At 58.8% G+C, this 22,278-nt stretch carries 20 protein-coding genes and 4 pseudogenes; 16 read left to right on the plus strand and 8 right to left on the minus strand.

The genetic code is table 11. The features are described 5' to 3' along the window. Positions 1–28 precede the first annotated feature (28 nt). The 5 genes and pseudogenes from ACVWZM_RS08750 (at position 29) to ACVWZM_RS08770 (ending at position 5,728) form a co-directional block, all read left to right on the plus strand. Complete coding sequence (locus tag ACVWZM_RS08750) at positions 29–1,150, plus strand: type III polyketide synthase (protein WP_456852622.1); 1,122 nt, start codon at positions 29–31, stop codon at positions 1,148–1,150. A gap of 255 nt (positions 1,151–1,405) precedes the next feature. Further along, positions 1,406–2,017, plus strand: coding sequence for a hypothetical protein (locus tag ACVWZM_RS08755; RefSeq protein ID WP_456852624.1), 612 nt, complete (start codon positions 1,406–1,408; stop codon positions 2,015–2,017). Between the two features lie 653 nt (positions 2,018–2,670). Next, positions 2,671–3,470, plus strand: a pseudogene (locus ACVWZM_RS08760) (ATP-binding cassette domain-containing protein). Beyond that, positions 3,467–5,026, plus strand: coding sequence for an ABC transporter permease/substrate-binding protein (locus ACVWZM_RS08765; protein ID WP_456852626.1), 1,560 nt, complete (start codon positions 3,467–3,469; stop codon positions 5,024–5,026). The pseudogene ACVWZM_RS08760 and the gene ACVWZM_RS08765 overlap by 4 nt, the downstream one beginning before the upstream one ends. A gap of 372 nt (positions 5,027–5,398) precedes the next feature. Further along, positions 5,399–5,728, plus strand: coding sequence for a hypothetical protein (locus tag ACVWZM_RS08770; RefSeq protein ID WP_456852628.1), 330 nt, complete (start codon positions 5,399–5,401; stop codon positions 5,726–5,728). A 179-nt stretch (positions 5,729–5,907) separates the two neighbouring features. On the opposite strand, the gene ACVWZM_RS08775 is transcribed toward ACVWZM_RS08770, so the two are convergent. Then, positions 5,908–6,210, minus strand: coding sequence for an HU family DNA-binding protein (locus tag ACVWZM_RS08775; RefSeq protein WP_456852630.1), 303 nt, complete (start codon positions 6,208–6,210; stop codon positions 5,908–5,910). A 344-nt stretch (positions 6,211–6,554) separates the two neighbouring features. Between ACVWZM_RS08775 and ACVWZM_RS08780 the strand changes: the two genes are divergently transcribed. Together ACVWZM_RS08780 and ACVWZM_RS08785 are read left to right on the plus strand one after the other, a co-directional pair. Next, positions 6,555–7,988: an ATP-binding protein gene (locus ACVWZM_RS08780; RefSeq protein WP_456852632.1), complete on the plus strand. Its 1,434-nt coding sequence runs from the start codon at positions 6,555–6,557 to the stop codon at positions 7,986–7,988. A gap of 733 nt (positions 7,989–8,721) precedes the next feature. After that, positions 8,722–8,913, plus strand: a complete 192-nt coding sequence (locus ACVWZM_RS08785) for a hypothetical protein (RefSeq protein WP_456852634.1) — start codon at positions 8,722–8,724, stop codon at positions 8,911–8,913. A 97-nt stretch (positions 8,914–9,010) separates the two neighbouring features. On the opposite strand, the gene ACVWZM_RS08790 is transcribed toward ACVWZM_RS08785, so the two are convergent. The 4 genes and pseudogenes from ACVWZM_RS08790 to ACVWZM_RS08805 form a co-directional block, all read right to left on the minus strand. Next, positions 9,011–9,382, minus strand: coding sequence for a PIN domain-containing protein (locus ACVWZM_RS08790; RefSeq protein WP_456856654.1), 372 nt, complete (start codon positions 9,380–9,382; stop codon positions 9,011–9,013). Positions 9,383–9,487: 105 nt separating this feature from the next. Beyond that, positions 9,488–9,616, minus strand: a pseudogene (locus ACVWZM_RS08795) (type II toxin-antitoxin system RelE/ParE family toxin); the annotation flags it as partial. After that, positions 9,606–9,884 (minus strand): type II toxin-antitoxin system ParD family antitoxin, encoded by a 279-nt coding sequence (locus tag ACVWZM_RS08800; RefSeq protein WP_456852636.1) that lies wholly within the window; start codon positions 9,882–9,884, stop codon positions 9,606–9,608. The pseudogene ACVWZM_RS08795 and the gene ACVWZM_RS08800, both read right to left, overlap by 11 nt. 1,353 nt (positions 9,885–11,237) lie before the next feature. Then, positions 11,238–11,561: pseudogene (locus tag ACVWZM_RS08805) on the minus strand (nucleotidyl transferase AbiEii/AbiGii toxin family protein); the annotation flags it as partial. A gap of 131 nt (positions 11,562–11,692) precedes the next feature. Here ACVWZM_RS08805 and ACVWZM_RS08810 point away from each other — a divergent pair. Both ACVWZM_RS08810 and ACVWZM_RS08815 read left to right on the plus strand, forming a co-directional pair. Next, entirely contained in the window at positions 11,693–12,286 is a 594-nt protein-coding gene (locus ACVWZM_RS08810; protein WP_456852638.1) for a hypothetical protein, read from the plus strand. Next, positions 12,276–13,226, plus strand: coding sequence for a nucleotidyl transferase AbiEii/AbiGii toxin family protein (locus ACVWZM_RS08815; protein ID WP_456852640.1), 951 nt, complete (start codon positions 12,276–12,278; stop codon positions 13,224–13,226). The genes ACVWZM_RS08810 and ACVWZM_RS08815 overlap by 11 nt, the downstream gene beginning before the upstream one ends. Before the next feature lie 417 nt (positions 13,227–13,643). On the opposite strand, the gene ACVWZM_RS08820 is transcribed toward ACVWZM_RS08815, so the two are convergent. Continuing rightward, positions 13,644–14,630: a hypothetical protein gene (locus ACVWZM_RS08820; RefSeq protein ID WP_456852642.1), complete on the minus strand. Its 987-nt coding sequence runs from the start codon at positions 14,628–14,630 to the stop codon at positions 13,644–13,646. Positions 14,631–15,425: 795 nt separating this feature from the next. On the opposite strand from ACVWZM_RS08820, the gene ACVWZM_RS08825 reads away from it, so the two are divergent. The 6 genes from ACVWZM_RS08825 to ACVWZM_RS08850 all read left to right on the plus strand — a co-directional run bounded on the left by ACVWZM_RS08825 (position 15,426) and on the right by ACVWZM_RS08850 (position 20,476). Beyond that, entirely contained in the window at positions 15,426–16,328 is a 903-nt protein-coding gene (locus ACVWZM_RS08825) for a DUF6662 family protein (RefSeq protein WP_456852644.1), read from the plus strand. An 18-nt stretch (positions 16,329–16,346) separates the two neighbouring features. After that, a complete protein-coding gene (locus tag ACVWZM_RS08830; protein ID WP_456852646.1) occupies positions 16,347–16,805 on the plus strand; it encodes an FMN-binding protein in 459 nt (152 codons plus the stop codon). A gap of 2 nt (positions 16,806–16,807) precedes the next feature. Continuing rightward, entirely contained in the window at positions 16,808–17,623 is an 816-nt protein-coding gene (locus tag ACVWZM_RS08835; protein ID WP_456852648.1) for an FAD:protein FMN transferase, read from the plus strand. A 51-nt stretch (positions 17,624–17,674) separates the two neighbouring features. Further along, positions 17,675–18,112, plus strand: coding sequence for a cytochrome b/b6 domain-containing protein (locus ACVWZM_RS08840; protein WP_456852650.1), 438 nt, complete (start codon positions 17,675–17,677; stop codon positions 18,110–18,112). A gap of 128 nt (positions 18,113–18,240) precedes the next feature. Beyond that, the gene (locus tag ACVWZM_RS08845; protein ID WP_456852652.1) at positions 18,241–18,939 is read left to right on the plus strand and encodes an AAA family ATPase; all 699 of its coding nucleotides are present in this window, start codon (positions 18,241–18,243) and stop codon (positions 18,937–18,939) included. Between the two features lie 361 nt (positions 18,940–19,300). Further along, complete coding sequence (locus ACVWZM_RS08850; RefSeq protein ID WP_456852654.1) at positions 19,301–20,476, plus strand: Fic family protein; 1,176 nt, start codon at positions 19,301–19,303, stop codon at positions 20,474–20,476. 18 nt (positions 20,477–20,494) lie between these two features. Here ACVWZM_RS08850 and ACVWZM_RS08855 read toward each other — a convergent pair. After that, positions 20,495–20,662 (minus strand): annotated as a pseudogene (locus ACVWZM_RS08855) (recombinase family protein); the annotation flags it as partial. Positions 20,663–21,039: 377 nt separating this feature from the next. Between ACVWZM_RS08855 and ACVWZM_RS08860 the strand changes: the two are divergent. Continuing rightward, complete coding sequence (locus ACVWZM_RS08860; RefSeq protein WP_456852656.1) at positions 21,040–21,381, plus strand: helix-turn-helix domain-containing protein; 342 nt, start codon at positions 21,040–21,042, stop codon at positions 21,379–21,381. A gap of 312 nt (positions 21,382–21,693) precedes the next feature. On the opposite strand, the gene ACVWZM_RS08865 is transcribed toward ACVWZM_RS08860, so the two are convergent. Further along, positions 21,694–22,272, minus strand: coding sequence for a DUF6035 family protein (locus tag ACVWZM_RS08865; protein ID WP_456856655.1), 579 nt, complete (start codon positions 22,270–22,272; stop codon positions 21,694–21,696). Positions 22,273–22,278: the final 6 nt, after the last annotated feature.

Genomic DNA, 22,278 nt, shown 5'->3' on the forward strand with positions numbered 1-22,278 from the left:
AATCTCTGTCGAGCGACGAGAGTAACTGATGCCCAGAATTTTGGCTGTTGGAACGGCTTTGCCACCGTTTCGTTTCTCTCAAACCGACGTCAAGGCATTGGCGGGTCACCACTTCGTATCCAGAATGGAGAAGCTGAAGAGATATCTTACAGTATTCGATCATGCGTTAGTCGATCAGCGCTTCTTTTGTGTTGAGCCCGAATGGCTTCTCAGCGAGCATCGCATAAGTGAGACCAACCAGATCTACTTGGATTGGGCGAAGGAGCTCGCGTGCAAAGCGACAGTGCTCTGTCTCGACCGGGCTGGGGTTAAGCCCGAGCAAGTCGATCGGGTTTTGTTCGTCTCGACGACAGGGATAGCGACCCCTAGTCTCGACGTGGACCTGATCTTCAAGGTCGGGTTGCGACCAGATGTGGGACGGACGCCGATTTTTGGCCTCGGATGCGCTGGGGGAGCATCAGGAGTTAGCTTAGCAGGAGCCCTTTGCCGGGCAACCAACGAACGCATTCTCCTCGTTGCTGTGGAGCTGACTTCCCTTACATTCCAACCGAATGATCTCACGCCAAAGAACGTTGTCGCCTCAAGCCTCTTTGGAGATGGCGCTGCCGCGTTATTAATCGGGCCAGCTGAAAGCGGTTCTGGCAAGCTGGATATCGTGAGAAGTACGAGTTTGCTTCACCCGGACTCGACTTCTCTAATGGGCTGGCATTTTGGCGACTCGGGATTTGAGGTCGTGGTCTCCGAGCGCATTCCATCAATGATTAGCGAATTGATGCCAAGCGCAATGCGATCGTTGCTCGCGGAGGATGGCATCCTTCCCAGCCAAGTGAAGAGCTTTATCTTTCATCCCGGCGGGAGAAAAGTATTGGAAGTTTGTGAGCGGGGCCTTGGCAGGTCCTCTGAGAGCTTCTTTTCCAGCTATGAGACACTTCGACTTCATGGAAATATGTCCAGCGCAACTGTGCTATTCGTGCTGGAACACGTGCTGGCGCATGAGGAGCAAGCGCCTGGATCATTCGGTATCTTGGGCGCCTTCGGGCCAGGCTTCTCAGCCGAACTGACGCTACTGAAGTGGGCTGACACAGAAGCAGAACAGCCAAAGCCCGCCCACCTCGAGCTGTCGGGAAACCAATTGAAGCGGGTCGCCTAGTCGTGATCGGCATCACCAAACTGTCCGCCGGGTGCTGTCGAGCGCTCGCGTGCCCGAGATCTGCCGCTGGTCAGCTCTGTTCCACGGCACCCAGCAGCGTCTGCAAGACCGCTTACAGTTACAACATCGCTCCGGAACCGATCTTGACTGTCCTCTCTTAGACAACCTCAGACGGCGAGTTGATCAATTTGGAGTCTCGTCACGGTTAAGGCGCTCATGCATTGCCCTGCTGGCCTTGAAAACCGGAAAGCGCTTTTGCTCGAGAAACCTCCTTCCCGCATCGTCCAGTTCGATGCGCTCAGCGATCCGGAAGGCTCACTTCTCCTGATCGACGCCAATACTGCGCCCTACGTCCACAGATATACAGATGTGGAGCTGTTCCTGGCTTCACCTCACGCGGAGACGCGCGCTGTCGAGATCGCCACGATTACGGGAGTTGGGAGCTCGGCGCTCAGCAGCGCCGCGATGGCATGGGACATCTCTCGCGCGCTCGGACAGCCCGTGCTTGCGATTGTTCCCGGATACGGCATGGCGGACGTCATGCTACAGGCACTTGGAGGGTGGTTCGGCTTCGGCCTCTACGACTATGTGCATGCAAAGAGCCTGATCCAGAACACTCTCGCCAATGCCACGCCCCGGACCGCGAGCATCGGCCGTCAACTGTCCGCGTCCACACCGGACGCGAAGACGCTTCATGGCGCACCCGTTTTTCGCCACGGGTCTGGCTCCTCGGACGTACTGCACGCGCTCGTCCTTCATCGCGAGACTCCGTTCAGGCTGCTGGTTGGACACAGCAAGGGCGCCCTGCAGATTGGAAATGCGATCCGTTCCTTCCGTCGGAGCGAACGCAAGACCTCCACCTCGTGACGCTTGGCTGCCCGATCTCGAGTGATGTCGAAGGCGTGCGCTACTATCAATACCTTGGGCTGTTCGACGCCCTGGCACAGCTCAATATGTGGGGACACCTGCCAAACAAATGGCCGCCGACCTGGCACAGCACTAACCCCAAGTTGCCGCCCGCAATGGCGGCGGGAACATACACGGTAGACGCGTTCCTGCCTGCTCCAAGCCGAGATTCACCGTCCACTTAACTGCTGTGCGACATTCATCGGCAGCGAAAGCCTAGCTGATAGGGAGCTCGACAGGTCCAAGATTCCGGCCAATTCCCGTATTCCTCGTTTAGGAGGCGCTCTACATGCGACGAAAGCAACCGTGGCCAGGGGAGCGTTCAACGTTATGGAGGTCATTGGACCGGATGGAAGCTGTGCTCGCCACTGCGCTCTGCCTAGCTTGGCGCGAAGAGCGCGGCCACCACGAAGGTCCCCCTCTGCAAAGCGTGTGAGAAGCGCAACGGTACGTTTCGTACCGGAGTGCGGCGACGCCATTGCCAATTCCGAGTCTCAAACCACCAACCGTCTTGCCTCGTGTCGCGGCAGTCCCGCATAGACTTGCGAGCGTCCTTCCCGCAGAATGAAGCGAAGTTCGGATTCGGGACACTCGCGCACAGGTCCAGTCCAACCATGGCACTCGCACCGCTGATCGTCTACGCCCATGTCGGGAAGCACTTTGCCGACGGTCACGACGGCGAACGCATCACAGCCGTTGACGATGTCTCGCTCGATATTGCCGCGGGCGAATTCCTGGCGATCGTCGGCGCATCCGGCTCCGGCAAATCCACCTTGTTGCGGCTCGCCAACCGCCTGCTCGATCCCGACAGCGGCTGCATCATGGTGGAGGGCCAGGACGTGCGCGACATCGATCCGGTGCGCTTGCGCCGGCGCATAGGCTACGTCTTCCAGAGCGGCGGGCTGTTTCCACACATGCGCGTTTTCGACAACATCGCCGTCACACCGAGACTGCTCGGCTGGCCCACCGCCGAGATCGCCGCGCGGGTCGACGAGCTCCTCGACCTGGTGCGGCTCGATCGCTCCCTCCATCGCGATCGCCTTCCGCATGAACTGTCGGGCAGCAGCAGCAGCGTGTAGGCGTGGCGCGGGCGCTCGCCGCCCGCCCCCGCATCATGCTGATGGATGAACCCTTCGGCGCCCTCGATCCGCTGACCCGCGATACCCTCGGCGAGGAGTACCGCGCGCTGCATCGCAGTCTCGCCTTGACCACGGTCATGGTCACCCATGACATGACAGAGGCGTTGCTGCTTGCCGATCGCATCGCGGTGATGCGGGCCGGACGGGTTATGGCGCAAGGTCAGCCGGCTGAGCTGTCAAACAATAACGACCCCTATGTGGCGGAGCTATTGCGTACGCCCAGGCGCCAGGCTGAGCGGCTAAACGCCCTGCTCCCAGGAGCAAGCGCGGGATGAGTTTCCTGACCGACCCTCGTTGGCGCGACGCTGCGGCGCACCTGCCGGATTATCTTGGCAGCCATGTTCAGGTCAGCCTGGCAGCGCTCGCGCTCGGGCTTGTGATCAGCCTGCCGCTCGCGATCCTCGCACGCAACGATGCCGTGATCCGTAGCATCCTGCTGGGCCTCGCCAGCGTCGTCCAGACCGTGCCAGGACTGGCGCTGCTCGCGCTGTTCTACCCGCTTCTGCTCGCCATTGCGTCGTTGACACTTCACTGGTTCGGCTTCGACTTTTCCGCGTTCGGATTTTTGCCCGCCATGCTGGCGCTGGCGCTTTACTCCATGCTGCCGGTGCTGCGCAACACCATCACCGGGCTGAACGGCGTCGATCCCGCGTTGCTTGAGGCGGCGCAAGGGGTCGGAATGACGCCGCGGCAATCGCTGTTCACAGTGGAATTGCCGTTGGCGCTGCCAGTGATCATGGCCGGCATTCGTACCTCGGCGGTGTGGGTGATCGGGACCGCGACATTATCGACGCCGATCGGGCAGACCAGCCTCGGCAATTACATCTTCGCCGGCTTGCAGACCCAAAACTGGGTGCTCGTGCTGTTCGGCTGCGTCGCCTCGGCGCTGCTGGCGCTCGCGGTCGATCAACTATTAACGCTCATCGAGCGCGGATTGCGCGAGCGCAAACGCCTCCGCACCATGCTCGGCAGCGTCGGGATCGCCGCACTGGTCGCGGCGACGCTGATCCCTTCGATGGCACGGACCCCATCGGCCTACGTCATCGGCGCCAAGACGTTTGCCGAGCAATATGTGCTCTCCGCGCTGATTGAGCAGCGGCTCCAGGCGGCGGGATTGCAGGCCTCGACGCGCGAGGGGCTCGGCTCCAGCGTGATTTTCCAGGCGCTCGCGGCCAACAACATCGACGTCTATGTGGATTATTCCGGCACGCTGTGGGTCAACCAGTTTCACCGCACCGATATGCCGCCGCGCGAAACCTTGCTCGCCGAGTTGAAGGAGATCCTGGCAAAGCAGGACATCACCCTGCTCGGCGCGCTCGGTTTCGAGAACGCCTATGCGCTGGTGATGCCGCGGCAGCGCGCCGATGCACTCGGTATTCACTCGATCACCGACCTGGCCGCGCACGCGGCGACGCTGTCGATTGCGGGCGACTACGAGTTCTTCTCGCGCCCCGAATGGACCGCCCTGCACAAGGCTTACGGCCTCGCATTTCGCACGCAACGACAGATGCAGCCGGATTTCATGTATGCGGCCGTGGCGAGCGGCAACGTCGACGTCATCGCGGGTTATACCAGCGAGGGGCGGATCAAGGAATACGACCTGGTGACGCTGGCCGATCCCAAGCACGCGATCCCGCCCTATGATGCGGTCCTGCTGCTGGCACCGCGGCGGGCGCATGATGCGGCGTTGCAGGCGGCGCTGAAGCCGCTGCTTGGCCGGATCGACATCACGGCGATGCGCGAAGCTAATTTGCGTGCCAGTGGCCGCGATGCGAACTCCTCGCCCGCCGCGGTGGCGCGTTGGCTGTGGCAGGGGATCGGTGGGCCGTAGACGCAAGCTCAGAGTGTCAAATAGCTGGGAAGGCGGTGGACAGAAAGCGGTTGCCCTTCGCGCTGGCCGAGCGGCGGCGAGCGAGGGCGTGATGTGCGGCCCATGGTCACGAAGATGTTAAGCATTCCAGACATTGACCTGCACGGGCAAAACAGCGGAGGGGCAGTTGAGCCCCTAGCCGGCTGCTGCAATGGCTGCGCGAGCGCATCGATGCGCAGATGGCCGCAGGGGACGACTGTCGCAGCGTGATCGATGCCATCAGGCCCCACACGCAGCGGCTCTGGCCTGCCGCTCGCTTCCGGGCGCCGTTTCCTCGAGCACGCACGGGCCTGGTGCGAGATCCACCGCCATCGCACGGCGTCTGAGGTGGAGATGCGCCTCGCCCACGCGTTATCATCGGAGCGTCTCGCTCTGGTGGCTGCGAAGGTCGCCGGCATCGAGCCGATGCGGCCGGCGCTCTGGTTCGCTATCGCCGGCGGGGGTCAACAATATACCGCCGGCCTCCAGGTCGGCTTGATCGTCGATTGCACGGGCATCGTTAAGGATCCGCGGGCGACCAACAATCCAGTGATCCGTCGCCTGTTTGAGCAGGGCCTGGCACGAGCAGACGCCCTACAGATCGGCATCGACATCGCGGATGATTGCGCCGTAATCAACCGGAACGGGACTGCTTCGCGGCGTCTGTTCGCGGTGGGCCCCTGACCCGCGCCGCGTCTGGGAGATCGTCGCGATTCCCGACATCCGCAACCAGTGCGCCGAGCTGGCGGCGCGCGTCACGGCCGTCAGCGATCCGATCGTCGTTCCGCCGGACTTAGCGACGTTGAATGGAGAAGCATCGTCGCCGCCAGCGTCGATGCCCGCAACGCCGCTGTAAGGACCAGCTATACCGCGACTGCGTCTTTGGCAACCTTGAGCGGTGACGCTTTAACCGATTTGCAGGCAGGCTTGGCAGCGAATTTCATCGGCTCCTTCGTGAAGGGATTAACCCCCATGCGGGCCTCGGTAGCAGGCTTGTTCACGACCGACATTTTGACGAAGCCGGGAACGACGAACTCACCGGACTGATTCAATTCCTTGTAACCGATAGTCGCCAGCTCCTCGATGACGGCCTTTACGTCAGTCTTCGATAGCTGCGTTCCTTCAGCAATCGCGTCAATTACCTGGTTCTTGGTCATCTTGGCCATGATTAACTCCTTTGAGAGGCGCAGAACGGTTCATAACCCGATCACCCGATGTCCGAACGTGGTCGTGCCAGTGCACGAGGTCGAGCGGTTTGACCGCGAATTCGTGTCTCCTGTTCGCGATCGCCAGGCAGCGAGGGTGGCATTTCATGGCGGTCAAGAAAGAGCTCCAGGACGCCAGCGTCGAGCCCGTGTTCAATCCGAAAAAGATCGGGGCGGCGTTCTATCGGAGGGCGTTAATTTGCTGCAGCCGGGCATTGGGACGCCAATTGCCGCGGAGCGGGACAGCCCCTTGTAAATAACATAATCTCAATTATAATAATTCAGATTATCATGGATTAGGCAAAATGACCGCTTTCATCGGACGCCACCAGGACCTTGCTGTTCTTGAACGTGAGTTCGAAGCCCAACGTGCATCATTAGTTATTCTGTACGGGCGACGCCGCGTCGGCAAATCAACGCTTATCCAAAAGGCATCCCTGGATCGGTCGGCCATCTATTTTCAAGCGACCCTTGTCGACGATTCCCTCAACCTCGCTGCCTTCAAAGGGGAGATATCCCGCGTTCTCGGGAGCGATCCGATAATCGATGGAATCTCCGATTGGCTCGGCGTCCTGCACTACGTCGCCAAAAAAGCCGAAAAAACCAAAGGGCTCATCCTTGTTCTTGACGAATTTCCTTACCTCGTCGGCGGCAACTCGGCGCTTCCGTCCATCATGCAAAAGTTCTGGGATTCGAAAGTCGCCGAGCCCGGCGCCTTGAAAATCGTTCTCTGCGGATCGTTGATCGCGCAGATGGAAGAACTCCTCGCTGAGCGTAATCCCTTATATGGCCGCAAGACGCTGGCCCGCGAAATCCTTCCCATGTCACTCAGAGAGGCCGCCGAATTCGCGCCGCAATGGGATCCGGTCGACCAGATATCTCTCTTTTCTATCCTCGGCGGCGTTCCGTACTATTTGAGCATGTGCGACGCATCGCAGTCGCTTGCCCACAACGTCCAAAACTTGTTCCTCGTCCCCTCGGCGCCCCTTCAAGAGGAGCCGGAATTCTTACTTCGAGCCGAAGTCAATGAACCGCGTCGCTATGCGAGCGTCGCGGCCGCTATCGCAGATGGCGCGACCAAAGCCTCTGAAATCGTCGCCCGTGTCCCGGGGCTGAAAGAGGTAGCTCAGCTTTCGCCTTATCTCGTCCGCCTGCAGCAGATGCGCGTGATCGCGCGTGAGCGGTCTCTGGACGCCGATGAGCATGCGCGCAATCACAAATATTCGCTGCAGGATCCGCTCTTCAGGTTCTGGTATCGGTTCGTGCGCCCCAATCTCGGAGCTCTTGGCCGTGGATTCGGAGCCGAAGTTTGGAAGCGGAACATCCACCCTCAAATGAACAATTACATGGGACCGGCGTTCGAAACCGTCGCGCGCGATCACCTGCGTGATCATGCCCAAGAGCGCTTCGGCGTCCCGGCCTCCGAAATCGGCCGAGTCTGGGGGAATGATTTCGAGATCGACATCGCCGGCCGGCTCCTCGACGGATCCGCGGTCTTCGGCGAGTGCAAGTGGGAAAACGCGATGATCGGCGAATCCATCCGGAAGCACCTCGAGGAGTGCATTGCAAAGACCCGATATGCGGAAGAGTCTCAAGCGAGACACCTTGTTTTCTTCGCTCGCAAGGGCTTTTCTGACGCCTTGCGGAAAGCTTCCGAGATTGACAGTAGCGTTCAGTTGATCGACCTGGAGGAGTTGGTGCAAACACCAGAACCGCATCCCGCGCCTCGCGGACCCTGAAGTTTTTGACATGTCGTGGATCGACGAAGTGAAAGACAGGCCCGACCGTCCAGCAGTTCATCGAAATCGCTGGTAAGGAGCGCATTGCCAAATTGCCTCATCGTTCCCCTGCGCTTCATTGCTGTTGGGAAGCAATCTATGTGAGGCAACAACTCAGCATTCAAGACCTTTCTGGCGACGCACTGCGTTTACGTTTTGAAAGGGTTTGCTGCTCTGTCCGATACGCGAGTGCCGAGCCGCGTCGCTTACTGACTTCACTATCCAGCGCGCGCGCGGTTGGGACAGCGTCGGCTTCAATCGGCCGGCGACACTGTCGTGCGCAAAACGGGGACAGCAGAAGCCAGCAGATCCACGCTGAAGGTCCAGTGAACGTTGAGGAACAATCGATAAGCGGATCTGTGAAACGAGCATCGACGCAAATTTCGGCGCGGCGGCGATGCATCAAGAGAGTGAGAAAGTCCCTGCCCCATCTCGCCCCGATGCGCCCGCTTGCGGTAATTGAGGCGAAGAACAGGGCCAGATTGCCTGTCTGGAAACCGAGCTTCGTCCAGCCCAATTCTGCCCAGTTGGCGGTCGGAACCGGAAGCTCGGACCCGTTGGCATCGGCCACAATAATCCGCCTGAGCAACTCGATGAACCCTGGGCAGTAGCGGAGATACGCTCCAACGCGGCCGCACTGCATGCCGAGTTCGGCAAGGCCAGCCCTTCAATTTCGCTAGTCAAGAAGCTCGGCATGGCACTGGGAAAGGCAATGCTTGCTTCGACCACGTGGGGGGGCAAGAAGGTCGACCTCGCGATCAACACTGCGATCACGACCGGCATACCAACCGTCGGAGCTGTGGTCGCCGCCTTTTACAACGATCAATTCCATAAGGCGCTTGACGTTGTTAGACACTGGTTGGAGATCGTCGCTCAGAAGCTATGACATCTGTCCACACGCAGATATCGAGCGCTCGTGCTATTGCGCGCCGCATGCAGTTGGCGGCCCTGCCCTCCCGAACGCTCTCCAATTTGCCGCGGCATTACATCGATCCACGGATCGGATTGATGACCTGGACCCCGGCAAAATCTTTCTCATTGTCCGTTACCACGACGCAGTCGTTCGCACCGGCGACGGCGGCGATGATCATGTCGAGCCCGCTGTGTGGCCGGCCGGCGGCTCGTCCTTCCGCCATCAATCCCGCCCAGATGAGGCCCGCTTTCTCGTCGAACGGCAGGATGCGGCCCGCGAACAAAGCTTGAGGCCCCTCCGGACCTGAAAACCAGGCGTCGAGCGCTGCTCGTCTTTTGCCGTTCGGCTTCTCCAGGATGCCGCGACGGATTTCGGCGAGGGTCTCAGTCGAGATCCTCCGGCGTGATATCGCGAGCACCGTGCAGCACTCGCACGATCTCAACGCCGTTGGGAAACGCTTCGTAGAAGAGTACGTAGTTGCCGACCGGAAAGCTCCGCTCATACCCAACTCGGGCCGCTGTCGGCCCGCCAGTGGATTCTCGGCGAGCATCTGAAAGACGTTGCCGATACGATCGAGCACGCGGTCTGCAGCGGCGATATTGTCTGATGCGATGAAGAGCCAAATCTCGTCCAGGTCGGTCTCGGTCTGGGGCCGCCTGGTGAGATTACCCGCCATGCTTCCCGGCTTTCAGCCGTTCACGTCCTCGGGCCTTAATTTGTTCGACCAGTTCGCCGGGCTCAAACGGTTCGGCCGGACCGCTTTCAAGGCCTTCCTGTATGGCAGCACGCAATGCTTCAAGCTTCGCCTTGCGACGCTCCTCGCGTTCTTCAACAAGGCGCAGTCCCTCCCGCATCACTTCGCTAGCGGTTGCATAGCGACCGCTGTCGACGAGATCCTTGATGAAGCTCTCGTAGTGCTTGCCGACAGTATAACTCGTGGCCATACGCACCTCTTGCCTCATAATATATTACTTTATGCTATAGCTCGCAAGAGGTTTCTGAATACCGCGCCTCGTTTCTCCAGCCACGTGGGGGCTATAGAAGGACGGGGGCAAACGGTTGGTAAGTGACGAAATCTCTTGGCCCAGCCCGTCCGAGGCGCTGTTGCTAGCGCCCACCAACTTCGTGTGGGAGGCATGAACAACGACCAAGGGGATCAGCCCGCAATGCGCTGAGCACGGGCCACTATTCTGCGGCGTAAGGCCGGCGCCGGGGAACACGTAGTGAGGCCAGAGCGTTCAGATCGATGCGGTGGCATACCAATGATGCCGGGCTTTCAGCTCCTCGACGAGCCGCCGGACTTGTCGCGCCGGCGCCTTGAAATTGGCGGTCAGCTGCGAGGATCAGCACAAGCGCACCACCGAGAAATATCCCGGCCCGGTGACTCGTAGCGCCATCTCTCAATTTTAGGGCGGGAAAATGGGTGACCTCCGTGCCGGCTGGTCAGCGCGATCTCGAGCTGATTTCTCTGGCTGACCAACGCGCCGTTCGTAATTGGCGGCCAGCTGCAACAAGCGCACCTTGATGAACGGGTCAGCTTGCTCGGCAAGTTCCCGCACGGTCCGCGCCCTCTCTCTACAAAACTCGTCGTCCATGACATCCTACCAGAAATTGTCTCGCTGATAATGCCAGTTGAGAAGCGGGACTGCATATGACCGAGGTTACACTGCAAGATATTTTCCCCCAGTCCCAGCCCTTGGAAGCAAGCGCTCGCCTCATTTAGCAACAAGGGTCGGCGTGTCCTTACCCTTTCCGCCAGACGACTTTGCACGGGCAGGTCCTGTTCGGCGGAACGACCACTGTGAACCGCTCAGAAAGCGGCGAGGAGATCGCCCTTCAATGCTCCGCTCCTCTCCTCTGAGGCCTCTAGGTCCAGCACAGTGACAGGAGCCAAATCTGTCATGACATTATTGAGCAACAGATCACGCGGCAGGGCTTTCTTCATCCGGATGGCATTTTTGCTAAGTTAAGTGCCGCGCGCCTCGCCCCCGGTGCGGGTGACAGTTAAGGCAACCCTGCTTCATGCTGTTCGTCGACTGGCCTGCGGCGTCGCCGCGAGCTCTGATGGCGACTGCGGGGAGCAACAAGTGAATTTGTTGGATCCGTGGCCGAGGCCGCCGCCAAGCGCTTGCAGGGAACGGGTCCTGCGCAAGCTAGAATGCGAGACCTCCAACGCACGACAGCAAGCCGCAGCCTAGCTGATATTCGCGCGGCGACGGGGCCAACCGCCCCGTCGCTGTTTTTCGCTTCTGGTCGTAGATTGGGAAGGGCCGATCTGTCGCGCTACGCATTGCCCTTCAAAACGCGGGCTTTTCGGCGTGGGGCGTCAAGAATTCCCAAAGCGTATTCGCAACGCTCGTCAATGACCCCGGATCGACCGCGACCTGCTTGGTGAACGCGGCCCATTGATCTTTCTTGCCGGCGTCCTCGGTGAAGCTGGTCGTCAGTCCATCAGGGCGCGCGGTCGGAATCTCGGTGTTGCGGCGTTCGAACGTGGCCTGAATGGCGCGCGCCAATGCGTCCCCCTCAAACTTGTAGGAGCGGATCAGCACCCAGACGCCATAGAAGTCCTTCATGCGGCTATTCGCGGGGCCAAGCGCGACCATGGCCTGGAATTTCTCCGCGACGACTGCGGCAGAAAGGCTTTATCCAGATCAAATAAGAATAAAATCAACATCATAAGGTCGATTCTTTGCATGATTCTTCAAGGAAAAACCATGCAACTAGTCGATTTTTGATCTATATTCGAGGCATGACAAAGCTCGACGAATTGAAGCGCCACTTGAAGCCCGGCCAAGCATACCGGCGCGCCGATCTCGCGCGTTGGTCGACATCTGTCGATCGGCATCTCAGGGAGCTGGTTGAGAGCGGCACCCTCAGGAAGCTCGCCGGCGGCCTCTACATGCATCCGAAGGAAACGGCCTTTGGACCGGCACCGGCGGCCGACAAGGATGTGGTGAGTGCGTTCCTGAAGGACGATACGTTTCTGCTGGCGTCGCCGAATGCCTACAACAGTCTTGGCGTGGGCACGACGCAGCTCTATGACAAGACCGTGGTCTACAATCACAAGCGGCACGGCGAATTCCAGCTCGGCAACCGCAAGTTCGCGTTCCGTGTGAAGCCGCGCTTTCCAAAATCACTGACGAAGGAATTCCTGCTCGTCGATCTTGTCAACAACGTCGATCAGCTCGCCGAGGCCAAGGACGAAGTTCTCAAGCGTGTGGCGGAGCGTGCTGCCCAATCCGATCAGAAGCGCTTGCGTCGTGCGGTGCGCGATTACGGAAGCGAGCGCGCCAAGAAATTCTTTGAGCGCGCGCTGAGAGCGAGCGAATCGCATGCCGCGTGACTTTCTCCACAATCACCCGCAGTTTGCTGATCTGATCCGGATTGTGGCGGACGAGAAGAACATTGATCCGGCTCTGGTCGAGAAAGACTACTGGATCATGCATTGCCTTTATGGACTTGACGAGCTTGGCTTCATATTCCAGCTCAAAGGCGGCACATCACTCTCCAAAGGTCACAAGATCATCAGCCGGTTTTCGGAAGACATCGATATTCTGATTCAGCCGCTCCCCGGCCAGGATGTGAAAACCGGCAAAAACCAGAACAAACCGGCTCATATCAAGTCACGCAAGGACTTCTACGATTGGCTGGCTGGCGAGATCAAGATTGACGGCATCTCAAACGTCGAGCGCGATACCGAGTTCGATGATCTGCCGAATTATCGCAGCGCTGGCATCAAACTGAACTACACGACGGTCGTCGAGGCCATGGAAGGCTTGCGGGAGGGCGTCCTGCTTGAGGTCGGCTTCGACACGGTGTCGCCGAACGCGCCAAAAGACATCAGCTCGTGGCTCTACGATCGGGCTGTTGCAAGCAATGTGGACGTCATCGACGACCGCGCCATGGAGGTGCCTTGCTATGACGCCGGTTATACCTTCGTGGAAAAGCTGCAGACGGTATCAACGAAATTCCGCAAGCGGCAGGCGGATGGTAGCGATCCGGTTGGGTTCATGCGTCACTACTACGATGTCCATGAGTTGCTGAAACAGCCTGACGTTCAGAAATTCATCGGTACGAAAGCCTACAAGGCTCATAAGCAGGTACGCTTTAGGCAGGGTGATAATCAGAACATCGCAGAGAACCAGGCCTTCATCCTGAGCGACGCGGAGACACGCGCGCTGTACGCTGACGCTTACAAGCGCAGCAGCGCGCTCTATTACGCTGGTAAGCCGGCTTTTGAGCAAATACTGGCAGATATCGCGAAGTGGGCGAACAAGCTGTAGAGGCAAGAAACGACCCACTCAATGTTGCGGTAATCCGCTTCAGCGCGGCGAAGATTAGGTCAGACCTAATTCCGAGACACCGCTTCACGCATACATTACCCACCTCAGCGACGGCCTCAGCAATAGTGTTTTTGATGACGCATATGTCTATGATGGGGAAATGTTCGCAAAGGCACGTTTCGGGCTGATCCGCCTCGTAGACGCCGGTAAGAACCCATTCGCGTCGGGCGGTGGCCCAGTCTGTTGCCCTACTCAGCGCCAAGATTGCGGCCTTCAAATTTTCAAAATTGAACCCGTCTCCCATAATTCCTCAACGTGCGAGCCCTGATCGATGCCGCTACCCCGGTCCCGGCCGTTCGCGGCCCCAATAAAAAGACGGCCTAAATTTCACTGAGACACGACCCGATCTTGGCCAGCTCAACAGCGCCCTTGCCTGCCCTCGACTGCGGTCACCGAGACCTGGATGCCTGCCACTAGACTTGCGGCATTCTTCAAATCACCTGCAAATCGTTGCGGATTGCCGGGGTAGTAGCAATGACTGCGGTCAAGCGGAAATGTCAGGGATTCGACCGTCGCGCCCGCTGCTGATTTTAGATCGATAACCACGGTCTGCGAGCCATGCTGAGTGCCTCCGCTTCCTGACCAGGTCCACTCTGCCACGTATGTGTCGGACCTTTTTCCTTTATTATCGACAACCGAGACGTTGATCTGGCTGATCGTGCCCGACTTTGAACGGCTGCCATCAACCGTGTCAAAACTATCGAAAGTAAAATGCTTCGTCGCTGGTGCATCGCTGACTGAAGATACTGGCGGTGGTGTGGGCGCTGCGCTTGCTGACGGGGCAGGCGTCGACGGTTTCGATGCTGCCGTCGCGCAAGGCATCAGACTACAATAAGCATCTGTTGCTGCCTTGCGGACTGGCGGAATTGCACCGAGCAAGGCCGCGACCGCAACCAGCAGCGCGGTCAACGCCGTTGTTCGGCTCGTCAGCTGCTCAATGAACGTTTTCTTCGTCGAAGCGCTTCCGAATCGATCTGGTTGGGAGTGTCCGGCCGTTTGCTGCACGGGAGAATTGACAGCCGTTCCGATGTTAGTCGTGTTGTTGACGATGTTGTACGTAACTGCCGGAAACGATTGGGCCGGTTGATCCGGATGCCGCTCGGCTTCTTCGATCGCGTCAATTCCATCAGCGTTGATGCGAGCCGTGTGCGGAATGCTAAACGTTTCGATCAATCCTTTATCTTTCAGATAGCTCCAGGCGCGTTGAGCATCTGGCTCGGTCAACCCCGCACCGCTTGCCAGGTGCTCCACAAGAGTGGGATCGGAGGCCGTCTTGCTGTGATCGTAGAGCGCTTTCAGGAGGCGCATCGCCCGTGCCTGACTGCTTTGCGGTTCGGTCACCATCGTGGCTCCTTCAGCGGCAGCGGAGTCTAACAACGAAGCGCAACCGGAGGGCGGCAATTTTTGGCGCTAGGCACGCCTAAGTTTGCACGCGGTTTATGACGCTTTGTGCCAGTTTTGTGCCGTGGAGTTTCTGGGATCGAGTGGGAATCCTTGTCGGAATTCCTGTAACTAACTGGAAAGTAAAGGGGTTCTGATCGAAATGCTTAGGAATAGTTCGTAAGGCATGAAAAAACCCGCCAGAGGCGGGCTAATTCGTTGATTTTCATTTTGAAATCTTGGTTGCGGGGAGGCGCAGCCACCGATACCGACACTCGTTGATCGTGTCGATCTGAAAGCACTATCGCTTTTCCCAGTACCGGCCAAACCTACGATGTCTCATCCTATCCTTTGCACGGAGCGATGAGCGCCCGGACCGAATAAGCAAGCGGATCACGAGTCTCCGCTCCTTCGAACGCTGCTTGGGCTGCCGCGGCGGTTCGGCCGCGGCCAGCTTCAGCGTCTTACGTCGGCATGTCCTGCCCCGTGACCACGAGCGCGACAGATCCGCGCCTCGATTGGAATTTGTCAAAATTAGAAGCGCTCAAAACAACAAATCGGAAAAAAGCGCATAGGGAGTAAGCTGTTCTTATTGCTAACTTACATATTTCTCCCGAAGCCTTCCGAAAGGACGCTGAGTATCCCGCGAGTGAAGGCGCTGCGCGCGTTTAGATCAATTCCGAACTGAGGCGTATTGTCACACTTTCGTGTGTCCCTGTAGGCCAAGCCCCCTCAGGCTTTTCTTTGAAGGGGACAACAGTGAAGCGTTTGGTGGGACCGATATGCGCGGCAGCTGTGATGCTGACCGCTTGTCAGGCGCGTGCAGGGGAATCACCGTTCGGCTGGATTTACACCGCCGATGTGCATCCGCAGGGCACGTTTGAATACGAACACAAATCGTTCATGCAGTCAGGGCAGTCGCAGGGGCAGTATTTTTTCATGCAGAACAAGGAGGAGATCGAATACGGTCTCACCAACCAGTTACAGATTTCCGGCTACTTCAACTGGAGTTATGCCAACGCCTTCCGCAACGGCTTCGACGGGACGACGGGCGGACCGGGTGTGACTCAGTTTCTCGATGCTTCCTTCGACCCATACTCTCGTTACGAGAAGACTCGCTTCGATTCGGTTTCCTTCGAGGCGATCTACCAGGTCCTCAATCCCGTGACCGATCCGATCGGGCTTGCGCTCTACATCGAACCGGAGATCGGGCCCAAGGAGAAGGAGCTGGAATGGCGGGTGATCTTGCAGAAGAACTTCCTGGAGGATCGCCTTATTGCCGCCATCAATATCATGGGCAAGCATGAGCGCGAGGTCTACGCCGACGGCTCGATCGAAAGAGCTTCGCCGATCGACGTGACCTTCGGCATGTCCTATCTGGTGATGCCGAACTGGATGATCGGCTTCGAGACCCGCATTCACAACGAGTTCACCGGCTACTGGTTCAACAATCCCGAACATTCCGCATTCTTTGCCGGACCCGTCATTCACTATGGCCAGAAGGAATTCTGGTGGACGCTGGCTTGGCGTCACCAACTGCCCATGGTGATCACCTACAACGAGGACCAGGCTTCGGTGGTGAAGCACGGACGCATTTACGGCGACGAGCACGCGCGTGACGAAGTGATGTTTCGCCTCGGCGTGCCGTTCGCTATGAAATGAAGTTTCGAGGCATACAGCATGAAGTGGACACCACTCCTCACCGCGCCGGCAGCGATCATTCTGATCGCGCCCGCTGGCGCCACCGTTTATATGAGTGAACAGCAGGCGATGCAGGCGATCTTTCCCGGCGCATCGTTCTCCCCCGGCGGCAGGGCCGGAGTCTTCCGCGCTTCCTCGGGCGGGATCGTCGTGATCGACCGCGTGCTTGGTAAGCACGAATACATCAAATATGCAGTTGGCCTCACCGCGGGCGGCATAGTCAAGCACATCGAGATCCTCGAATACAACGAGTCCTATGGCTACGAGGTTCGCGAGGCTTCGTGGCGCTCGCAATTCATAGGCAAGAGCGCGAGCTCGCCGTTGCAGCTCAATGCCGATATCAAGAACATCAGCGGCGCGACCTTGTCATGCAAGCACATCACCGAAGGCGTGAGGCGTGTCGTCTTGCAGTACCAGAGCCTGAAGGGGCAGCAGTAGCCATGAGGCGCGCACGACCGCTGCTGGGCACGATCGTGGAGATTGAGGTCGAAGGCGTCACGCAAGCGAACGCTGAACGCGCGATTGCCGGTGCCTTCGATGCGGTATCGCTGGTTCAGCGTCTGATGAGTTTCCACGATGCGGGCAGCGACATCGGACGCATCAATCGCGCAGCGTTCCGCAGGCCCGTGGCGGTCCATCCCTGGACGGCACGGGTTCTGCGTCACGCAGCAGCGTTTCATGCCGCAAGCAACGGCCTGTTCGACTGCGCGGTCGGCTTCGAACTGATGCGCCGTGAGTTGCTGCCGTCCAACGACCTCGACCATGTCTGTAAGGGCGACTTCAGCGCAGTCCGCCTGTCGGAGGATAGGTCCGTGCGTTTGACGGCACCGGTGGCGATCGACCTTGGCGGAATAGCCAAGGGCTACGCGGTGGATCGCGCCATCGCTTCACTTCGCGCAGCGGGCGTCCGATGCGCGACTGTCAATGCCGGCGGAGACCTGCGCGTCATGGGCGAGATCGACCAGCCGATCCATGTGCACGTTCCAGGCCGGGGCTTGCTGCAGGCCGGATTTTTGCGCAACGGGGCCGTTGCGACCTCCTCCTCCATCGCCACCGTCGGCCGGAGCGGAGCACTTGAATCGCCGGACTCCATAACGGATAGACGAGCCTATTCAGTCGTCGCACCAAGCTGCATCGTCGCGGACGCTTTGACAAAGATCCTGGTCCAGAGCGGTGAGCCACAGCATCCCTGCTTCGTTCGCTTCGGCGCGACGGCTTTCATCAGCGGCGGTGATCTCCAGTCGGTGGCGGCCTGATCCATGCGGCTCGGCCTTGTTCAAAAGAGCGCTGTCTGGACCGCAACCGCAGTGGTCGCGCTGAGCGGCGTCGCCTGGTTCGTCCTGCACGACCTCAGCGACGCCGAGCCCGGTGAAACCGAACGGTTGCTATTGATGCTCCACGGCATCTCGGCCTATGCGGTTTTGGTCGCAATCGGCTCGCTGCTGCCGTTGCACGTGAGGTCGGGCTGGCACCGGCGCCGCAAGCGATGGACCGGCGGCACCACGCTGGCCATGCTTGTCTTGCTCGCCATGACGGGTCTCGTGCTCTATTACGGGGCCGAATCAACGCGGGAGCCGGCCCGATGGATCCACATCGCCGTCGGGCTTGCCTGCATGGCCTTGTTTCCCGTCCACGCGATGCTTGCGGCAACGGTCAGGCGCACCGCGGACAACGCGATGTCATCCCAGGATAGCGCGACGGAGAGTCGGAGTCGTTTTGCATCCGGAATCACTGATCGACGCTAGGCACAGGCTCTGCTTGCATGGCCGCAAAGCAGCGGGACAGCGTACTCTTGCCGAGCCATTGAACCCATAAACAAGGTTGAAGCGTTTGAAGGCAAGGGGCGCGCGAGCGGAAGGCTGCGGCCGACCACATGCTCCGGTCCAAGGAACAGCAGCTCGCGACCTTCAAACGCGAACAGGCTCGATCTATTTCGCAGGATATCCGCCCGGCAAACCGCAAATACGAGGCGCCTCAGCTCACCACAGATTACGCCAATCTCGATCTTGGCCCGACTGCCAAGCTAAACGATGAAGCACTGGCCGCCCATCGCGAGCTATGTCGTCGTGAGGAGGCGATGTCAGCATTAGTTGCCCTGGGGTACGATCGGACGTCGAGCGACAATGTTCTGAGCGAAACGCTCGGTCTTCTCCAACGAACAGCCAGCCTCACGATCATCGCCGAGCTGGAAAAGCATCCCGAAATGCTGCGATGGGTTCAAGAAGGCAGCAATTATCACCAGCATAACGGGCTAGAAACCTGTCTCTTGTGCGGCGGTCCGTTATCGGATGCACGGAAGCAGGCGTTGGAGCGTGCATTTGACGATGGCTTAGAGCAGTTTGTCGAGGAACTTGAGACCGCGCGCGCGAAGCTAACCTCACTCGCCTCAAGCTTGGACTTCAGCTCCTGGATTTCGGCATCCTTGGCGGCCGCGGTCTTCTGCAAATCGCTGCTGACCTTGGCCTTGGCCAATTCCACAGCGTTCTGCTTTTCCCGCTCGGCCAACTCCAGCCGTTCGTGCAGTTGTTTCTCAAAATCGCCGTCACGGACCTGCTTCAGAATCTCGGCATAGCCGGATTCGTCGACTTTGAAGGCCTTTTCACAGTGGGGACGGATGATCTCGTGCATTGTTCCTGTCCGAAGGGTTTGGGCGGCTGCTGTTGTCTAGAAAGCTTGGGGGAACCCGGCCCCCTGGCTGATTGGCTTTCTGATAGGCTCCCTTGCGGCATGAGAACAAAATTAGAACGTGCCGCTTTGGACGGTCAAGGCAGTGCGCAACGTTTCCGGGCATTTGCCCCGGTTTTCCGATCGGGCGAGTCGGTTTGGCGGGCGTACGGGAGAAAAGCTGCCCAAATGAAGGGCTCCGTCCTACCTAAGGAAAGGAAAACCCATTATCCTTTACTTACACGAATCGTAAGGAAAGGATAGCTTTCTTGGTTAATGCGACCGGAACCCGGCTGGGTACTTTCATCGAAAGCGCCGTAGGGGGCGAGGTCGTGCGCGCCTTCATGCCGCCCGCTCTCCCGCCGGTTCCGCCGATTGACCTGGTCAAGATCGTCGAGCTGCTGGATCGGGCGACGGCCGCCTTAGGCCGCCTGGACGGCGTGACCACCGTTCTACCAGCCCCGCCACTTTTCATCTACATGTACGTTCAGAAGGAAGCGGTCCTGTCGTCCCAGATCGAAGGCACGCAGTCCTCGCTTTCCGACCTCCTGCTCTTCGAAGCCGATGAACTTCCCCACGCTCCGATCGACGATGTCGAGGAAGTGTCGAGCTACGTGGCCGCCCTCAACCACGGCCTGCGCCGCCTGCGCACAGATAATTTTCCTCTGTCGCTGCGGCTGATCAGAGAGATTCACGGCGTACTGCTCCGCAACGGACGCGGAAGCACCAAACAGCCAGGCGAGTTTCGGCGATCCCAGAACTGGATCGGTGGAACGCGACCCGGGAACGCAACGTTTGTGCCCCCTCCCCCACATCTCGTCATGCAATGCCTTGATGAGCTGGAGCGCTTCCTTCATGCGGAGCATCAGGGCATTCCTCTCCTCATTAAAGCCGCTTTGGCGCACGTTCAATTTGAAACCATTCACCCATTCCTAGACGGCAACGGCCGTCTCGGCCGCCTGCTCATCACATTCCTTCTTTGTGAAGCGGGTGCCCTCAAAGAGCCTGTGCTCTATCTCAGCCTCTATTTCAAAACTCATCGAAAACGCTATTACGAGCTGCTTCAACGAGTCCGCGAGACCGGCGATTGGGAAAGCTGGATATCCTTCTTCCTTGAAGGCGTGATTGAAACCGCGACCCAGGCAACCGAAACCGCGCGCCAGCTATTGGAGCTGTTTGAAAAGGACCGGCGCGCCATATCCGCGCTTGGCCGGCCTGCGGCATCGACGCTGCGTGTGCATCAGCTTCTGCAGAAGCGCCCACTTCTATCGGTGCCGGCGACGACAAAAGAACTTGGTCTTTCGAAGCCTACTGTCGCCAAGGCGATGGAGCATCTGGAAAAACTCGGCATCGTCCGCGAAATCACCGCCAAGCAGAGGCGGCGGATATACGCCTACGTCCGCTACCTCGACATTCTCAATCAAGGCACCGAAGCGCCAGCATGAGACCATAACCACCAGCACGTCACCTTGGTCCAGCGCGGCGATGGCACGGGCGAGCTGTGGCCGATCGGCCCTCATACCGCTCATCTTTTCACTGAAGACCTTGACGGCGCCGGCAGCCTTTAGAGCGTCGACTTGCCCAGCATGATCCTGCTCGGAGGTCGACACGCAGGCGTAGCCGTGTTTCACTGTCTGTAATTTGCAACAGACTGATGCAACAGTCAAAGCGGTTACGAAGACTGATGACTACCAGTGTTGCAAGTTTTTGACTTGTGCAACAAGCTCGCCAGTGACTCACACACCATTCATCGTCGTGCGAGTCATCCTGATCCGATTCCAACTCCTCCTCGAGTGTTGGGATGAGCTCATCGTTCTCGCGAAGCGCTGAACGCTCGTTGGCATCTATAAACTTCACGGCCGTTACGGACTTGGCGGCTTCGAGTGCTTTGGACTGCAAAGCAGCCATAGCCGCCCGAAGCCAGTTCGAAAAGAATCCAATCGTGATCGGCCATCCGGCAGCGCCTGCGCGACGCCGAGGCCATCCACAAGGCAGCAAAGGGAGACCGATGATGAGCACAAAGAAGAAGCTGCCCGCCCATAGCCGGGGCTCCGGCAACATTTTCGCTGATCTCGGCTTAGCCAACGCCGAGGAGGATCAGCTCAAGGCCGCTCTCGTTATTCAGCTGAAACGGCTGATGGCTGAGCGGGAGATCACCCAGACCGAAGCCGCCAAGCTGGTCGAGATGAAGCAACCGGACCTGTCCAAGCTGCTTCGGAGCCATTTCAAGCTGGTTTCAGTGGAAAAGTTGCTGCGGATGCTGACAGCATTCGATCAGGATGTCGAAATAACGGTAAAGCCGCATAGGAAGCGTGGCGAGGTTGGCCGGATCACATTCATTCCGGCGTAGGACTGCTGAACGGGAGTTACATTTAAGGCGGCCGCAGCCGGGGCCGCACATGAACCTACCCTTCACTGCCCCAATTGTAACCACGAGATCCGGCTCAGGCCACTCAACACGGCATGCATCATACCCCTAAAGCAACTATCCCATGCCGGGCGGTCTGGCACGGCGACGTGGCGCTCGGCAAGTTTCCCTTTGATAGCGAGCCAGCGATCCTGATGTCCCGGCCTTCCCTCCATCTGCCGGGTCATATTCTCCGTCCAATAGGCAATGACTTCATCACGCAACTGCCGGTCCAAAGCCTTCGCTTCTTCCGCCTCATAATCGAAATAGTAGGCAGCGTTGCTGCTCGATCTCCTTCTTGACCGCGCTAAAAGGAACCACGGCTTCCTGCCACTTGTCGCCGACGGAGCCGACATTGCAGAACGGAACGCGGTAGTGGCATCGCAGGTGAAACTGCTTGGTTTCCTCCGACAAGCGAACCGTTTCCTCGTCGACGACAAAGACGTTTGAGTTATTGGAGAACAACAGGTCGTCAGTGGTCATGCGCCTGTAGTCTTCCGAGAAACTCGCCAAAACCCAGATCAGGTGCGCTCCAACCTCGCGATAGAACATCCGACGACTGACCACGACATCCAGAAAGATCGTCGATAGCTGGGCCTCAAAGGCAAACTGTCCTTCAGTCGAGGTCGCCTGCACATCGGGCTTGCGCCAAGTCCGGGGATCGTCCGCCGCACTCCAACTTTTCTCTTGAACGATTGTCTCTGTGTCGAATGCCGGGTCGGCCCGCAAACTGCGTTCAGTAAGCTGCTTGATGCGCTTGTGTGCTTCGCTTTCGCGCAGACCATGATACTTTCGCGCGCGGATTTCTTCTTCGCTTAACGCACCCCGCGTTATCGCGGG

Source organism: Bradyrhizobium sp. USDA 4501, assembly GCF_054062115.1.

Coding starts and splice junctions, on each gene's coding strand:
- ACVWZM_RS08750 (WP_456852622.1), top strand. CDS start 29: ATGCCCAGAATTTTGGCTGTTGGAACGGCTTTGCCACCGTTTCGTTTC.
- ACVWZM_RS08765 (WP_456852626.1), top strand. CDS start 3,467: ATGAGTTTCCTGACCGACCCTCGTTGGCGCGACGCTGCGGCGCACCTG.
- ACVWZM_RS08770 (WP_456852628.1), top strand. CDS start 5,399: ATGCGCCTCGCCCACGCGTTATCATCGGAGCGTCTCGCTCTGGTGGCT.
- ACVWZM_RS08775 (WP_456852630.1), bottom strand. CDS start 6,210: ATGGCCAAGATGACCAAGAACCAGGTAATTGACGCGATTGCTGAAGGA.
- ACVWZM_RS08780 (WP_456852632.1), top strand. CDS start 6,555: ATGACCGCTTTCATCGGACGCCACCAGGACCTTGCTGTTCTTGAACGT.
- ACVWZM_RS08785 (WP_456852634.1), top strand. CDS start 8,722: ATGGCACTGGGAAAGGCAATGCTTGCTTCGACCACGTGGGGGGGCAAG.
- ACVWZM_RS08800 (WP_456852636.1), bottom strand. CDS start 9,884: ATGGCCACGAGTTATACTGTCGGCAAGCACTACGAGAGCTTCATCAAG.
- ACVWZM_RS08810 (WP_456852638.1), top strand. CDS start 11,693: ATGACAAAGCTCGACGAATTGAAGCGCCACTTGAAGCCCGGCCAAGCA.
- ACVWZM_RS08815 (WP_456852640.1), top strand. CDS start 12,276: ATGCCGCGTGACTTTCTCCACAATCACCCGCAGTTTGCTGATCTGATC.
- ACVWZM_RS08820 (WP_456852642.1), bottom strand. CDS start 14,630: ATGGTGACCGAACCGCAAAGCAGTCAGGCACGGGCGATGCGCCTCCTG.
- ACVWZM_RS08830 (WP_456852646.1), top strand. CDS start 16,347: ATGAAGTGGACACCACTCCTCACCGCGCCGGCAGCGATCATTCTGATC.
- ACVWZM_RS08835 (WP_456852648.1), top strand. CDS start 16,808: ATGAGGCGCGCACGACCGCTGCTGGGCACGATCGTGGAGATTGAGGTC.
- ACVWZM_RS08845 (WP_456852652.1), top strand. CDS start 18,241: ATGCTCCGGTCCAAGGAACAGCAGCTCGCGACCTTCAAACGCGAACAG.
- ACVWZM_RS08860 (WP_456852656.1), top strand. CDS start 21,040: ATGATGAGCACAAAGAAGAAGCTGCCCGCCCATAGCCGGGGCTCCGGC.